Below are 15,363 nucleotides of genomic sequence, written 5' to 3'. Positions count from 1 at the left end.
TCGGTCACGCAGTCGATCAATAACGCGAAACAGCTCGCGGACACAGCGCTGCTCCACAGGACCCCGCCTCCCTTGCGGAGCCCTGTAAATCACAGCGGTTAACGGGATAAAAGGGTTACTTGGTGATCGTGCCGACGTTGAACACCTGTTCCAGCATCGGGTTGAATACGTAGCCCTTGACCTTCTCGCTCATCGGCAAGGTGTACGCCTTCTGGTAGAGGTAGGCGTAGACGCTGTCGTTGAGCACGATCTTCTGCGCCTGCTGGTACAGCTCGGTGCGCTTGGCCATGTCGTTGGTTGTCGCCGATTCGCGAATCAGCTTGTCCACCGCAGGGTTGTCGTAGAACGAACGGTTACCGGCCAGGCCTTTCAGCTTCGAGTCGAAGAAGAAGTTCATGAACATGTAGGGGTCGGCGAAGTCCGGGCTCCACGAGCCGATGGCGATGTCGAAGTCACCGCTGCCCAGGCGCTCACGCATGCTGGCGTTGGCGAGCTTCTCCAGCCTGAGGTTCACGCCCAGCGGTTGCAGACCGGCTTGCAGGGTCAGGCCGATGGGTTCCCAGTTCGGGTCTTTGTCGGAGTACATGAACGTCAGGTTGCTGACCTTCGGCGAGACTTTCGCAAGATCCGCCTTGGCCTTTTCCATGTCCTGCTTGAACGCCGGCAGCTTCTCGTCATAGGCCCACATGCCCTGGGGGATCGGGCCGTTGAGCGGCTTGGCCTTGCCTTTCAGGATGCCGTTGATGATGCCGTCGTAATCCAGGGATTCAACGATGGCCCGCCGCGCATCCGGGTTGTTCATCGGCGCTTTCTGGGTGTTGAGGTACAGCAGCGTCACCCGCAGCGACGGGTAATCGCCGACAACGATGCCCGATTTTCTCGCCAGCGCTTCGAGCTGGTCTTCGGGCATGTCTTCGATGATGTCCAGATCACCGTGTTCCAGCTGCAAACGCCGCACGGAGGCCTCGCCGATGATCTTCACCACGACTTTTTTCAAGGTGGGTTTCGGGCCGGCGTAGTAGCTGTTCTGCTCCATGGTCAGGGTCTGGCCTTTCTGCCAGTTAACCAGCTTGAACGCCCCGGAACCTGCGGTGTGAGTGGACAGGTACGCGTCAGCGCCTTCCGCCTTCTTCGCCACATCGGGGTTGATGATCGCCGCACCGTTGTGGGCCAGGGTCGAGAGGAAAGGCGCGTACGGCGCTTTGAGGGTGAAGCGCACGGTCAGCGGGTCGACCACCGAGACGGCCATGTCTTCGGGGAAGGCGCCGGACGGACCCTGCTTGAGCTTCATCACCCGATCAAAGGAGAACTTCACCGCCTCGGCATTGACCTCGGCGCCATCATCGAACTTGTTGCCGGGCTTGAGCTTGAATTCCCAGGTCAGATTGTCCGCCGAGGTGGTCCAGCTGCTGGCCAGCTCCCCCGCCACTTCGGTGCTGCCCTTGCCGTTTTCGACCTTGTAGGTGACCAGCCGCTGGTACGCCGGGTAGGTCACGGTCCAGTCGTTGTTGTCGATGGTCACGGCCGGGTCGAGGGTCTGCGGGTCGGACGGTTTGCCGATCATCAGGGTGTCCTGGGCCACGGCTGCGCTGGCCGATTGCCAGGCGCCGAGGCCCATCGCAGTGCAGAGGACTGCCATCGCCAGAGTGCGGGGGGTAACGATTGATTTCATGCCGGTTCCTTGATCGTTCGATGTCTGAAAGTTCGTCAGGTTTGTTATTGAAGCTATACCGGGCAGTTAAAGCTCCAGGCCTGGGGCCCGGGAAATGGCGCGCCCTGCCCTTGCGAGGTCGGGTAAGCGCCAGATTCAGCCGGGATTCATGGTTGTCCCGGTCGTGTGTTCGTGTGTCTTGTGTTCTGGTGCGTGCTGCGTGTCGGGTGCTGCGGACTCAGTTAGCGGGCTGGATCGAGCCGTCGTCGATCAGCGGGTAGTCCTCGGCGTCGGGCAGTTCGTAATGCCACCACTCGCTGTCTATGTATGTGAAGCCTGCCGCCAGCATGATCCCCAGCAACAGCAGGCGATTGCGCTGTATACCGGCGGGCAGGTCAGCGAAGAACTGATGGGACTGCTCGCGCATGTCATCGAAACCGGTGCCCATGTCCAGTGCCTGGCCGCTGGCGTCGATCAGGGTCAGGTCCACTGCCACGCCTCGGGTGTGATGAGAACCCAGACCGGGATCGCGCACGTATTCGGGGTTGGGCAGCGCTTGCCACAGCAGGTACTGCGCGTAAGCCGGACGATAGGCGTCGAATATTTTCAGCCTGAATCCTGCTTGGCGCGCCAGACGACTGGCTTTGCGCAGACAACGCTCGGCGTCGCGGTGCAGCAGGCAGCGCGGATCCTGGTAAATCTGCTTGCCGGCGAGGTTGTCGACGCCGGCGTAGATCAAGTCGACCTCGACCTGCAGCGCGTGGGCGTCGACTTCGACGAGGGGGCTATTCACGTAACGACACTCCAGATCAGCGTGTGCGAGTTATTTCAGTGGGACCGGCTTCAACCGGGCAATCGGGCTCATTCAAACTGGCCAAACAGTTGTTGCAGCTCGCGGTTCTTCGCCAGCCGCTGGTCGAGGCGGTCGCCATAACGGTCGGCCACCGCCGACACCATCAAATTGAACAGGCAGGTCAGCGGCGCCAGGGAATCCCAGAACTGCCCCACGTCGGAATTGAGCTGCAGCAGATCGCTCGGGTAATCCCGCGCCCATGGGCAGTGAAAGTCGGTGATAAATGCCAGCCCTACGTCTTGCTGATGGGCGACTTCGCAGAAGGTCCGCGTGACGGCGGAATAGGTGCGGAAGTCGGCGACCACGGCGTAGGGATTTTCAAATTGAGAATTCAGCGATTCGGCGTAGGTGCCGGACAAGCCGTCGACGTAGTACACCTTGGGCCGGATGTACTCCAGATGACTGAAAAACGCGTTGAGGATGCCGCGAGTGGTCTGGATGCCGACGATGAACACCGCATCGGCGCTGTGCAGCCGCTCAACGATGCGGGCGAAGGTTTCGCTGCGTGCCAGCGCGTAGACCCGCTGGATGGCTTCCAGCTCGCGGTTCATCGAACGTTCCAGTGCATCGCCCTGGGTGTTTTCTTCGCGAAAAGCGCCGAGCCGATCAGTGATCACCCACGGACTGGCGCTGTCACCGCGCAGGCTCTGTTTGACGTCGTCGATGTTGCGATAGCCAAGGGAGCGCAGAAACCGCCCCACCGAAATGCCAGTGGTGCCGGTCTGCTGGGCGATGCTGTCGGCAGTCTCGAACGGCAGCTTCTGCGGATTGGCCAGCAGGTACCCGGCGATGCGCTTGCCGGTGGGCGTCAGGTCGCTGAACCGCTGTTCCAATGCATCAAGGAAGGGACGCTTTTCCATGGAGATTCCGCTGGTGGAGCCGGGTTGCGTGGACCGAAATAATGTTATTCGATGGTCATTTTGCAACAGGATGTTAGCAACATAACATCGTGCTTCGCGAGCTTACAACGCTTTTTTCAAGACATTTAACGCGGGGGATTTTGATGATTCAGGGTGGTGCGCAGAGCGCGAAAACGCGCTGTTTGAGGGCGAAAATATCGAGTGGATGTAATCACCGGGGGTGCCCGTCTTTGGATAAGAGCAAAACCTGTCCGGAGACAACTGATTTCAGGCGAAGGAATGCGTCGACTGAAGGACAGTGTCTCCGGACGAAGCCGGCCTCCCAAGTGTGATAAAGAACAACTTGAAACGCCGATGTTGCTACTAACCTCTACTGACCGGGGCTTCAGTCCTCGACGCTCTCGCCAAGCAATCTGACGACCACCGGGACGTCGACCCATGTCCTGTCAACGGTTGCTGCAAGAATGTCAGATTGATTTTGAATGACCACACGGTTAAAAGGAGTCAGCGTGGGGTACTCGTTAACTCCGCTGTTACCGAATGAAGTGTCTGGCGTCCCGTTCGACGCAAGCCTGACGACGCGCGCAACGCCCGGCGACGTTAAGCTCTCGCCACTTACAACGATGCGCTCTTTACGGTCTACAGCTAGGCGAACGTTGTCCTTTTCAATATCTCCAATCAACACCGGCTTACCATCATTAAACTGCGGATCTTGTTCGCCGCTCTTCACGAGTCTCACTACAGCGACAGGTGTATCGAGGGAATCAACGGCGAAAAGCAGGGTTGTAGCCCCTTCTTCAGACACGTGTATCTGATGGATGTAAGAGTTCAACCCGTTGATCTTAAGCGTCTGGGTGCCGTCATGATTTGGCCCGTAGTTTGCGTCTACCTCACCATCCGCGCCATACCGGGAAACGATCCCCGCATCCCCTGTGGACGTCGCCCCCACTAATGTGAGATCCCCTGCGGCGTCAACGCCGTAATCTTTCCAATGAGCGGCACTAGGGTCTGCCGCCGTAGCGATGACTCTCACACCCCTATCGCCATAGCTCAAATCTGGTAAACCGTCGTTTTTTAACTTGACAAGGGCGTACGCGTATTTATTTTCCTTCAGATCGACGAGGCCACAGCAGAATAGAATATCGCCACCGGACTGTAAGGTGCCTGGGTAGGAATTAAAAGCCGAGGACTGTACGTTAGGTCTGGTACCGTCTCCATCGCGCTCTTTATCGAATTTATAAAGCATCACCCCTTTGGTACCAAAGTCCGGATCCATCTTGCCTTCTGCGGTAATGCGCACGGCTGCCGGATAATAGTAGATGCCCGAAGTCGCCTCATCCCCGGTCCTCACAAGGGCTCGGGTGACGCCAACGCAGGTTATCGTGCCTGCTGTACTTGCGGCCTCCAACTTGCCTTTGGGCTGACTAAATATCAAACGTTGGATATCAATCACCGCGCTCATCTCTTCATTGATCGCGGTGATCTGTACACGTGGAAAATCATGATCCATAGTGCCGTCGGCGTTGTAACGCCAAAGCTCGCTCGCATCCGCACCGGTAGGATAGACAGTCAGTGACATGTAAAACTTCTGCTCAGTCGTCGTTGGATCAGCAGCAAACGTTTGCGTCACACTTCTGATGACACCGTCTTCGGCAAAGTTTACATCCCGGTCACCTGCGTGATGGCCAAGATTAACGTCGCCCGTTGCGCTCTTTTTGCTCATGATCATCTTCCTTAATGAATGAGTGTTGAGTGTTAGAGCGTAGCCGAGGCCAACATCTGATTCAAACGACTGTAGCGGTGCTTTACAGCGCTCTTCCACGAACAAAACTGCAATAAATCAAGGGGTTACCGATGACTGGTATATTTCGAAATTACGCTTATTTCCAATAAATCTAGTACTGCGAGATATGAACTGGCTACGCGTGATGTTGCAGTCTGCATTTAATCCGTTTCATTCTTATAACCCTCGAACAGGCGCTGCGCACTGAACGCAGCACCCATCCGCGGAGCTGACAATCAGCGCAAATTGGTCTTCGCCAACTCCAACACCATGTCCGCTTTACCGTTCATTACAGCCTTAAGCATGAACAGGCTGAAGCCTTTCGCCTGAGCCAGTTTGATCTTCGGCGGCATACCCAGCTCCTGTTTCGCGGTCACGACATCCACCACCACCGGTCCCGGATGCTCGAACGCCTTCTTCAGCGCATTCGGCAGGTCCGCCGAGTCCTCCACGCGAATCCCGAGAATGCCCGCACCGATGGCGATGTTGGCAAAATTGGTGCTGTCGAAATCGGTGTCATGGGGCACGTAGCCGCCCGCCTGCATTTCCATCGCGACAAAACCCAGCGAGCTGTTGTTGAACACCACCAGCTTGACCGGCAGGTTCAACTGACGGATCGACAGCAGGTCGCCCATCAGCATCGACAAGCCGCCGTCACCGCAGAGCGCCACCACTTGCCGTTGCGGAAATGCCGCCTTGGCGCCCAATGCCTGGGGCATGGCGTTGGCCATGGAGCCGTGGTTGAACGAGCCCAGCAGCGAGCGCTTGCCGTTCATGGTCAGGTAGCGCGCGGCCCACAACGTCGGCGTGCCGACATCGACGGTGAAGATCGCGTCCGGGTCGGCGTAGGCGTCAACCAGTCGCGTCAGGTACTGCGGGTGAATCGCCTCGCCATGGCCCGACGGCGTGGCCAGTTCGTCGAGTTCTTCGCGGGACTTGGCGTAGTGATCCAGCGCTTTGTCGAGGAATTTGCGGTCGGTGTGCGCCTTGAGGCGCGGCAGTACGGCATCAAGGGTTTCAGCGATGCCGCCGGCCAGACCGAGGGCCACCGGCACGCGACGGCCAATGGCGGTCGGGTCGATATCGATCTGAATGACCTTGGCTTTTTCCGGGTAGAAATTGCGGTACGGGAAGCTGCTGCCGAGGATCACCAGGGTGTCGCAGGCCATCATCGCGTGGTAGCCGGAGCTAAAGCCGATCAGCCCGGTCATGCCCACGTCAAAGGGGTTGGCGTATTCGATGTACTGCTTGCCGCGCAGGGCGTGAACCACCGGCGCCGAGAGCTTCTCGGCCAGCGCGACCACTTGATCGTGGGCCTCGGCACAGCCCGCGCCCGCGAGGATGGTCACGGCCTTGGATTTGTCCAGCAGGTCCACCAGACGTTGCAGGTCGGCTTCTGCCGGGATGACCCGCGCTGGGGCGTGATCGACCCATTCTGGTTTAATGTCCGGCGCTGCGCTCAGGGCGACGTCACCGGACACCACGATTACCGCGACGCCGCGCTGGCTGATGGCCGCGCGCATCGCCCGCTCCAGTACCCGCGGAAACTGCTCGGGGGTGCTGACGGTTTCGACGAAGTGGCTGCACTCCTTGAACAAATCGGTGGGGTGGGTTTCCTGGAAGTAGTTCAGGCCGATCTCGGAAGACGGAATCTGCGCGGCGATAGCGAGAACCGGCACACCGCTGCGGTGGCAGTCATACAGGCCGTTGATCAAATGCAGGTTACCCGGACCGCAACTGCCCGCGCACACCGCCAGCTTGCCGGTGGACGCTGCTTCCGCACCGGCCGCAAACGCCGCGACTTCTTCGTGACGGGTGTGCATCCACTTGATCTTGCCCAGGCGCTGGAGGCTGTCGGTCAGGCCGTTCAGGCTGTCGCCGCTGACGCCCCAGATCTTCGAGACGCCGGCTGCGGCGAGGGTTTGGGCGAGGTAGTCGGCGATGGTTCTGCTGGACATGGGGCAAATTCCTTGTCGAGTCGAATTGGCGCGCGAGGCCGAAACAGACCCCACGTGTGGTCTCAAATCGACCTGTTGCGCCGGGGACAGTTCAGTGCGTCTTAGGGAAACGCAGTGACTGCTCAGCGCCGGATATCACACCGGCGGCTGGCCCACGGACTTGTCCGGCGCAGCGATCTGCACCTTCGGATTGATCGGCGTGACACTCGGCGTGGCGTATTGCTGTTTCAGGTGGCCGTCCTGATCCAGCAGCCAGGCATCAAGGATTTCCCGCACCACGGGACCGGCCACGCGACCGCCCGCCTCGCCGTTCTCGATCATCACCGCGACGACGATCTTGGGACTGGCCGCCGGCGCAAAACCGACGAACAAGGCGTTGTCGCGGTGCCGCTCCAGGGTCTTGTTGCGGTTGTAGCGTTCGCCCTGCTTGATCGCCACCACCTGCGCGGTGCCGCTCTTGCCGGCGATGCGGTATTGCGCACCCTGGGCGGCCGCACGGGCGATACCACGCGCGTCGTGCATCACGGCTTGCATGCCATTGTTGACCTGATCCCATTCGTGGGAATCACGTAGCACAATGTTCGGCATCGGATGCTCGTCCACCGGCGCCACGCCGCCGATCTCTTTGGCCAGGTGCGGACGGTGCCACACACCTTTGCTGGCGATCAGCGTTGTTGCCTGCGCCAGTTGCAGCGGCGTCACCTGCATGTAGCCCTGGCCGATACCGAGGATCACCGTTTCCCCCGGGAACCAGGCCTGACGGCGGGTGATGCGTTTCCATTCTTTCGACGGCATCAGGCCCGCCGATTCTTCGAACATGTCCAGGGAGACCTTCTGGCCGATGCCGAACATGGTCAGGTAATCGTGCAGTCGGTCGATGCCCAGCTTGTGCGCCAGGTCGTAAAAGTAGGTGTCGTTGGAGCGCATGATTGCCGCGTAAAGGTCCACCCAGCCATCGCCGCTGTGGTTCCAGTTGCGGTACTTGTGATCGAAGTCCGGCAGCTGGAAATAGCCCGGGTCAAATACCCGCGTCGACGGCGTGATCACGCCGCTGTCCAGGCCGGCAATCGCCACCTCCGGCTTGATCGTCGAGCCCGGCGCGTACAACCCGCGCAGCACGCGGTTGAACAGCGGCCGGTCGACTGAATCCCGCAGCGCGGAATACTCCTTGAAGCTGATGCCGGTGACGAACAGGTTCGGGTCGAAGCTCGGCTTGCTGACCATCGCCAGGACCTCGCCGGTGGCCGGATCAATGGCGACCACCGAGCCGCGACGATCCCCCAGCGCGTGTTCCGCCGCCTCTTGCAGCTTGATGTCCAGGCTCAACGTGATGTTTTTGCCCGCCACCGGATCGGTGTGCTTGAGCACGCGCAATACGCGACCCTGGGCATTGGTTTCCACTTCTTCATAGCCGACATGGCCGTGCAGTTCGCTTTCGTAGAACCGCTCAACCCCGGTCTTGCCGATGGACTGTGTGCCGCGGTATTCGACCTGATCGAGCTGGGTCGCTTCCTTCTCGTTGATTCGGCCGACGTAGCCGATGGAATGGGCGAAGTGCTCCGCCAGCGGGTAATGGCGAACGAACTGCGCCTCGACGTCCAGCCCAGGCAGGCGGAACTGGTTGACCGCCAGCAGCGCGATCTGATCTTCGGTCAGCTCATACAGCAGGGTTACCGGCACAAAGCGGTGGGGTGAGTTTTTCATCGCCTTGTCGAAGATGATTCGGTCCTCATCGGGCAGGTTGAGGATCTGCATCAGCTCGTCGATTACCGCGTGCCAGTCCCCTGCGCGCTCGCGGGTCATGGTCAGGTTAAAGCTGGGCCGGTTATCGGCGAGGATCACGCCGTTACGGTCGAAGATCAGCCCGCGCTCCGGCGGAATCGGCAGCACGTGGACGCGGTTGTTTTCAGAGATGGTGGAGTGGTAGGCGAATTCGGTGACTTGCAGGAAGTACATGCGGCAGACCAGCGCAACGCTGAGCATGGCCACGAAAACGGCACAGGCGATCAAGCGTTTGTTGACCAGCCGGGTTTCCTTCTCGTGGTCTTTTAAGGGTATCGGATCGGGCATTTCTGTCGCTACTCGGTGAAAAGATGAACGGCACAGTCAGCGCCTCGCGTGAAGATGCAGGACGCAAATGGCGTGCACGATACCAAGAAGTGTTCCTGGCGACGGGCTCGGCTTTATGAAGATTCTGTCAGGTTCGTGCCATTACGCGAGTGCGCGCAGGCCGGGAGCACGCCCGGTTCATGTGCATGGGTTGGATCAACTGACTCGCTTCGGTCACCTGACCGAGGTTCCGCGAAAGCCCATTGTTACTGAGGCGAGGCCTGACTGTTACGAAATCAGTAACAGTCATTTACGAAAATCGTCCGTGGCAATAACTCGCAACACATCTACCATGGCAGTTGGCGTGAAAAGATGATGATCAGTTGCGGCAATTCCCCGCCTAGCGTGCGCCATTCGTGCGCTGGCTTGCCAGAGACCCAATGTCACACCCCGCCAAGAGCCACTTGCCGTGCACATCGTATGCGCGGCAATACCCGTGATAAAGAACGCAGAGCATAGCCCCGGCACGGACCATTCCCCAATGGCCTGTGGGGGCGTGGTTTTGCAGGAGCCCGGAATGACAGAGAAATCCAAAGGCCTCACCCGCCGCCAGTTGCTGAAAGGTTCAGCCACCACGCTGGCCGTGGGCGCCGCCGCTACGGCCCAGGCCGCCACCGTCGTCGGCGTTCCGCAGTGGGTGCCCTTCGACCACAACGGTCCGATGCACTACGACACGCCCGGCTGGCAATTCTTCACTGACGCCGAAGCCACTGCGGTGGAAGCCATCGTCGCCCGGCTGATCCCCGCCGATGAGCTCAGCGTCAGCGGCAAAGACGCCGGTTGCGCAGTGTTCATCGACCGTCAACTCGCTGGCGAGTACGGCACGTTCAGCCGTCTGTACATGCAGGGCCCGTTCGTTCAGGGCACGCCGATGCAGGGTGACCAGTCGGAATTGGTGCCGCGCCAGCGCTACCGTCTCGGCCTCGCAGGCCTCGAAGGGTACTGCCAGAAGCAGTTCCAGAAAAACTTCAGCGCCCTGACCGCGGAACAGCAGGACAAGGTACTCACCGGTCTGGACAAGGCCGAGATCACGCTGGAGGGCATCGACGCCAAGCTGTTCTTCCAGCAAGTGCTCGGCAACACCATGGAAGGCTTCTTCGCCGACCCGGTGTACGGCGGCAACCGCGACATGGTGTCGTGGAAAATGATCGGCTTCCCTGGTGCCCGCTACGACTACCGCGAGTACATCGGCCTGCACAACCAGAAGCTCAATCTGGTGCCGCTCTCCATCATCGGCAGCTCCGCCTGGACCAAGAAGGGTTAATTCGACATGGCCAAAAAACTACCATCCACGGACGTCGTGGTTGTCGGGCTCGGCTGGGCCGGATCCATCATCGCCAATGAACTGGCTGACGAAAACCTGAAGATCATCGGCTTTGAACGCGGCCCATGGCGCGACACCGCCGCTGACTTCAACGTGGCCTCGGCCGCGGATGAACTGCGCTACAACCGCCGTCAGGACCTGATGCTGAGGACCCGGCAAAACACCACGACCATTCGAAACAGCGTGACCGAGACAGCGCTACCCATGCGCAGCTGGGGCTCGTTCCACCCCGGCAACGGCACCGGCGGCGCCGGCAATCACTGGGCCGGCATCACCTTCCGCTTTCAGCCCCACGAATTCCGGCTGCACAGCTACTTGACCGAGCGTTACGGCAAGGAGCTGTCGCCGGAATTGACCCTGCAGGACTGGGGCACCGACTGGGAGGAAATGGAGCCTTTCTACGCCAAGTTCGATCGCCTGGCGGGCATCTCCGGCAAGGCCGGCAACATCAAGGGCGTGATCCAGGAAGGCGGCAACACCTTCGAAGGTCCGCGTTCCGAGGAATACCCGAACCCGCCGACGGCACAGACCTACGCCCCGACGCTGTTCGCCGAAGCCGCGAAAAACCTCGGCTACAAGCCGTTCCCGGTGCCGTCGGCCTTGCTTTCGCGCCCCTACGTGAACTCCCTGGGCGTGGCCATGGGCGCCTGCACGTTCTGCGGTTTCTGCACCAACTACGGCTGCGCCAACTACTCCAAGGCCAGCGCTATCACCACGGTACTGCCGGTGCTGGTGCGCAAGCCGAATTTCACCGCGATGACCAACTGCGAAGTCCTGCGGGTGACCATGGACAGCAGCGGCAAGCGCGCCACCGGCATCATCTACATGGACGCCAACGGCGAGGAATGGGAACAGCCCGCCGAACTGGTGGTGATCAGCGCGTTCATCTTCGAAAACGTGCGCCTGATGCTGTTGTCCGGCGTCGGCCAGCCGTACGACCCGGTGACCAACACCGGCACCACGGGCCGCAACTACGCCTACCAGACCGCCAACAGCGTGCGCATGTTCTTCGATGACAAGAACTTCAACCCGTTTATCGGCGGCGGCGCCATCGGCATGGGCATCGACGAGTTCAACAACGACAACTTCGACCACTCGGGTCTGGGCTTCGTTGGCGGCGGCAGCACCCGCGTCACCCCGATCGGCGCTGCGCCCATCGACTCCCGCCCTCTCCCGCCCGGCACCCCGGCCTGGGGTTCGGAATGGAAGAAAGCCACGGTGAAGAACTACGCCGCCACCATGTCCATCGGCTGCGAAGCGAGCAGTTACGCGACGCGCACCAATTACCTGTCGCTGGACCCGACCTATAAAGATCCGCTGGGTCGCCCGCTGCTGCGCATCACCTTCGACTTCCCGGAGAACGACCGCAAGATGGCCGCGTACGTCACCGGCAAGGTCGGCGAGATCGCCAAGAGCATGAACCCGCGGCAGATGGTGCCCAGCTCTCAGCAGGGGCACTGGAACAGCGCGCCATACCAGTCGTCGCACATCGTCGGCGGCTTCATCATGGGCGCTGATCCAAAAAACAGTTCGGTGAACAAGCACCTGCAAGTGTGGGGCGTGCCGAACCTGTTCGTGGTCGGCTCCTCCGCTTTCCCGCAAAACCCGGGCTACAACCCGACCGGCACCGTCGCGGCACTGGCCTTCAAAGCGGCGGATGCGATCCGCACCCGCTATCTCAAGCGTCCAGGGGAGATGATCAGCGTATGAAAACTCTTCTGACAGTCTGCGCAGGCGTTATCGGCCTGTCTGTTTCCCTTGCGCACGCAGCAACCGGCGCCGATTCCTACAACATAGTGGAAAAAGGCCGCTACCTCACCACCTTGGGCGACTGCACGGCGTGCCACACCATCCCGGGCAAACCGCTGTTTTCCGGCGGCGTGATCCTCGATACGCCGTTCGGCAAGCTGGCGGGCGCGAACATCACGCCTGACCCTGCGACCGGCATCGGCCGCTGGAGCTTCGAGGATTTCCAGAACGCCATGTCCAAGGGTCACGGCCTGGACGGCAAGCGCCTGTATGGCGCCATGCCGTTCACCGCGTACACCAAGGTGCTGCGTGAAGACAATTTGGCGATCTTCGCGTACCTGAAGACAGTGGATCCGGTGGAGAACAAGGTTGAAACCAACCAGCTGCCCTTCCCCTTCAACGTGCGCACCAGCCTGATCGGCTGGAACCTGATCAACTTCAAGGAAGGCGAGTTCAAGGCCGATCCGCAGAAGTCCGAGCAGTGGAACCGCGGCGCGTACCTGGTGGAAGGTCTGGGCCACTGCGGCACGTGCCACACCCCGAAGAACCTGATTGGCGGTGACAAGAACGATCAGTTCCTCACCGGCGCCAATCTGCAGAACTGGGTCGCGCCGAACATCACCTCCACGGGCCACGATGGCATCGGTGCGTGGAGCGAGGCCGATATCGTCAAGTACCTGAAGACCGGCGCGAACCGTTTCGACATCGCCTCCGGGCCAATGGCCGAGGAAGTTGAACATTCTTCGCAGCACTGGAAGGACGAGGATTTGCTGGCGGTGGCGGTGTACTTGAAGGATGGCGCCAAGCCGGTGGAAGCGGCCAAGCCGATTGCTGCAGACGATGCGGCGATGGTGGCGGGCAAGGCGATTTACGCGGATCGTTGCTCGGCGTGCCATACGCCGACGGGTGAAGGTGCGGCCCATCTGTTCCCGAAACTGGCGATGGCGCCGTTGGTGAACAGCAATGACCCGTCTTCGCTGATTCGTGTGGTGCTGGCGGGCAGTCGTGCGGGCGCGACGGATGCGGCGCCTACGGCTCCGGCGATGCCGGCGTTTGGCTGGAATCTCTCGGATGAGAATGTCGCGGATGTGCTGACGTATGTGCGTAATACGTGGGGCAATGCGGCGCCGGCGGTGTCCGGTTCGGATGTGAAGGATGTGCGGGAGGGGTTGAGGGCGAAGTAGGTTTTTCGTTCTTTGCCTGGCCTGGGAGCGTGCCCGGCCTTGGGGAAGATCAAGGGCGTCTGCCTAAGGGCAGACGTTTCGCCTTCGGCGAGTTACTTGGAAAAGCACCCCAAGTAACCAAGGGTGCTTGCTCCTGGTTTGGCCCGACTTCGTCGGGTTCCCTCACTCCGGTCTCGCTCCGTGGGCCCGCTGCCATCCGCCATCCATGGCGGGGGGCAGCTCTCGCCGCATCCATGCGGCTCGGCCCACTCCGCGAAACCTCCGTTCAGCCTGCACCCAAGTCGCGATTTGTGGTGTCTGAACTTTTTGCGTTTGAAGATCAACAGCAAATCAAAAGCTTCCCGGCTAAAGCCGGTCCCACTGGCTGCACGCGATGCTTTTAGTGGGACCGGCTTTAGCCGGGAAGAGGCCTGCTCGGGCATCATCAATCTTGCTGCTCACGCTGATGATCGTTCCCACGCTCCGCGTGGGCATGCATCCCATGACGCTCCGCGTCGATTCCCGGCTGAATCCGGTCCCACCGACTGCACGCGATGCTTTTAGTGGGACCGGCTTTAGCCGGGAAGAGGCCTGCTCGGGCACCGATGTCCTCGGAGGGCGAACGGGATAACCCACCCATCATTCACTTGTACGATGTCTTATCACGAGGTATTACTAGCGACCCGTAAAAAAATAATAGAACGGAGATCGCTACATGGACTCATCCCTGTCCGCCTTGCCCGAGCACGCTGAAACCCCACAACCGTCAAGCGGCAACACCCGCCGCAGCTTCCTGAAAAAATCCCTCGCCGTTTCCGCCACGCTGGCCACCGTCGGCAGCGCCGCTCTGCCCCGCCTCACGTCTGCCGCAGAACCCCTGAGCCAGCGCTACCCGGATCCGCTCATTCACATTCTCGACGACAGCTTTCTCGAACTGCGGGTTTTCAACGCCAGCGTGGAAAAACTCGCCACGGGCATGCGTTGGGCCGAAGGACCGGTCTGGGTCGGTGACGGGCGTTACTTGCTGGTCAGCGATATTCCCAACGACCGCATCATGCGGTGGGACGAAATCACCGATACCTTCACGGTCTACCGCGAGCATTCCAACTTTTCAAACGGCATGTGCCGCGATCGCCAGGGCCGCCTCATCGTCTGCGAGGGTTCCACCACCACCAGCGAAGGCCGGCGCATCACCCGCACTGAATACAACGGCACCATCACCGTGCTGGCCGACAGCTTCGACGGCAAACCCTTCAACTCCCCCAACGACATCGTCTGCAAAAGCGACGGCTCGATCTGGTTCAGCGACCCGCCCTTCCAGACCAGCAACAACTACGAGGGCCACAAAATCACCCCGACCCAGCCCCACGCGGTTTACCGCATCGACGGCGAGAGCAGGAAAGTCACCCGGGTGATCGACGACCTCGCCGGCCCCAACGGCCTGTGCTTCTCCCCTGACGAGAAGACCCTGTACGTCGTCGAAGGTCGCGCCAAACCGAACCGCCTGATCTGGGCCATCGCGGTGAAGGACGACGGCACCCTGGGCGAACGCCGCAAACACATCGAAGGCCTGGACTACGCCGCCATCGATGGCATCAAGTGCGACGAAGCCGGCAACCTGTGGTGCGGCTGGGGCGGCAACGGCGACCCCAAGGCCGACCTGGAAAAACTCGACGGCGTGCGCGTGTTCAACCCCCAGGGCAAGGCCATCGGGCACATCTCATTGCCGGAGCGCTGCCCGAATCTTTGCTTTGGTGGACGTGAAGGGAATCGGTTGTTCATGGCGAGCAGTCACTCGATTTACTCGCTGTTTGTGAATACGCGCGGGACTGGGTTTGCGGTGTAAGGGGTTGGCTGGATCACAAGACGGTCAAACGACCGTCTACCTTCGCATTGCTTTTGGCTTAAAGGGG

At 60.4% G+C, this 15,363-nt stretch carries 10 protein-coding genes; 4 read left to right on the top strand and 6 right to left on the bottom strand.

Annotation, left to right across the window (positions count from 1 at the left end; all coding sequences use genetic code 11):
- Positions 1–115: 115 nt before the first annotated feature.
- The 6 genes from AC3ISG_RS11030 to mrdA all read right to left on the bottom strand — a co-directional run bounded on the left by AC3ISG_RS11030 (position 116) and on the right by mrdA (position 9,175).
- The gene (locus AC3ISG_RS11030) at positions 116–1,672 is read right to left on the bottom strand and encodes an ABC transporter substrate-binding protein (RefSeq protein WP_489299259.1); all 1,557 of its coding nucleotides are present in this window, start codon (positions 1,670–1,672) and stop codon (positions 116–118) included.
- A gap of 217 nt (positions 1,673–1,889) precedes the next feature.
- Entirely contained in the window at positions 1,890–2,444 is a 555-nt protein-coding gene (ddpX, locus tag AC3ISG_RS11025; RefSeq protein WP_489299258.1) for a D-alanyl-D-alanine dipeptidase, read from the bottom strand.
- Between the two features lie 68 nt (positions 2,445–2,512).
- On the bottom strand, positions 2,513–3,364 hold the full coding sequence (locus AC3ISG_RS11020; RefSeq protein WP_489299257.1) for a MurR/RpiR family transcriptional regulator: 852 nt from the start codon (positions 3,362–3,364) through the stop codon (positions 2,513–2,515).
- Between the two features lie 385 nt (positions 3,365–3,749).
- Positions 3,750–5,087, bottom strand: a complete 1,338-nt coding sequence (locus AC3ISG_RS11015; RefSeq protein WP_489299256.1) for a delta-60 repeat domain-containing protein — start codon at positions 5,085–5,087, stop codon at positions 3,750–3,752.
- Positions 5,088–5,383: 296 nt separating this feature from the next.
- On the bottom strand, positions 5,384–7,105 hold the full coding sequence (gene poxB / locus AC3ISG_RS11010) for a ubiquinone-dependent pyruvate dehydrogenase (RefSeq protein WP_489299255.1): 1,722 nt from the start codon (positions 7,103–7,105) through the stop codon (positions 5,384–5,386).
- A 135-nt stretch (positions 7,106–7,240) separates the two neighbouring features.
- Positions 7,241–9,175, bottom strand: a complete 1,935-nt coding sequence (gene mrdA / locus AC3ISG_RS11005; RefSeq protein WP_489299254.1) for a penicillin-binding protein 2 — start codon at positions 9,173–9,175, stop codon at positions 7,241–7,243.
- 556 nt (positions 9,176–9,731) lie between these two features.
- On the opposite strand from mrdA, the gene AC3ISG_RS11000 reads away from it, so the two are divergent.
- The 4 genes from AC3ISG_RS11000 (at position 9,732) to AC3ISG_RS10985 (ending at position 15,296) form a co-directional block, all read left to right on the top strand.
- A complete protein-coding gene (locus tag AC3ISG_RS11000) occupies positions 9,732–10,478 on the top strand; it encodes a gluconate 2-dehydrogenase subunit 3 family protein (RefSeq protein WP_122535780.1) in 747 nt (248 codons plus the stop codon).
- A 6-nt stretch (positions 10,479–10,484) separates the two neighbouring features.
- Positions 10,485–12,248: a GMC family oxidoreductase gene (locus AC3ISG_RS10995; RefSeq protein WP_122535779.1), complete on the top strand. Its 1,764-nt coding sequence runs from the start codon at positions 10,485–10,487 to the stop codon at positions 12,246–12,248.
- Positions 12,245–13,471: a c-type cytochrome gene (locus tag AC3ISG_RS10990; protein ID WP_122535778.1), complete on the top strand. Its 1,227-nt coding sequence runs from the start codon at positions 12,245–12,247 to the stop codon at positions 13,469–13,471. The genes AC3ISG_RS10995 and AC3ISG_RS10990 overlap by 4 nt, the downstream gene beginning before the upstream one ends.
- Before the next feature lie 694 nt (positions 13,472–14,165).
- Positions 14,166–15,296 carry an SMP-30/gluconolactonase/LRE family protein gene (locus AC3ISG_RS10985; protein ID WP_489299253.1) on the top strand — a complete coding sequence of 377 codons (1,131 nt, stop codon included), beginning with the start codon at positions 14,166–14,168 and terminating at the stop codon, positions 15,294–15,296.
- Positions 15,297–15,363: the final 67 nt, after the last annotated feature.

The organism is Pseudomonas sp. GL_135 (assembly GCF_057834665.1).
The sequence above is the reverse complement of the archived record's forward strand: the minus strand, read 5'-3'. Positions and strand labels throughout refer to the sequence as shown.

Bases quoted from the DNA above. Each gene is read 5' to 3' on its own strand.
- AC3ISG_RS11030 (WP_489299259.1), bottom strand. From the start codon at position 1,672: ATGAAATCAATCGTTACCCCCCGCACTCTGGCGATGGCAGTCCTCTGC.
- AC3ISG_RS11020 (WP_489299257.1), bottom strand. From the start codon at position 3,364: ATGGAAAAGCGTCCCTTCCTTGATGCATTGGAACAGCGGTTCAGCGAC.
- AC3ISG_RS11015 (WP_489299256.1), bottom strand. From the start codon at position 5,087: ATGAGCAAAAAGAGCGCAACGGGCGACGTTAATCTTGGCCATCACGCA.
- poxB (WP_489299255.1), bottom strand. From the start codon at position 7,105: ATGTCCAGCAGAACCATCGCCGACTACCTCGCCCAAACCCTCGCCGCA.
- mrdA (WP_489299254.1), bottom strand. From the start codon at position 9,175: ATGCCCGATCCGATACCCTTAAAAGACCACGAGAAGGAAACCCGGCTG.
- AC3ISG_RS11000 (WP_122535780.1), top strand. From the start codon at position 9,732: ATGACAGAGAAATCCAAAGGCCTCACCCGCCGCCAGTTGCTGAAAGGT.
- AC3ISG_RS10995 (WP_122535779.1), top strand. From the start codon at position 10,485: ATGGCCAAAAAACTACCATCCACGGACGTCGTGGTTGTCGGGCTCGGC.
- AC3ISG_RS10990 (WP_122535778.1), top strand. From the start codon at position 12,245: ATGAAAACTCTTCTGACAGTCTGCGCAGGCGTTATCGGCCTGTCTGTT.
- AC3ISG_RS10985 (WP_489299253.1), top strand. From the start codon at position 14,166: ATGGACTCATCCCTGTCCGCCTTGCCCGAGCACGCTGAAACCCCACAA.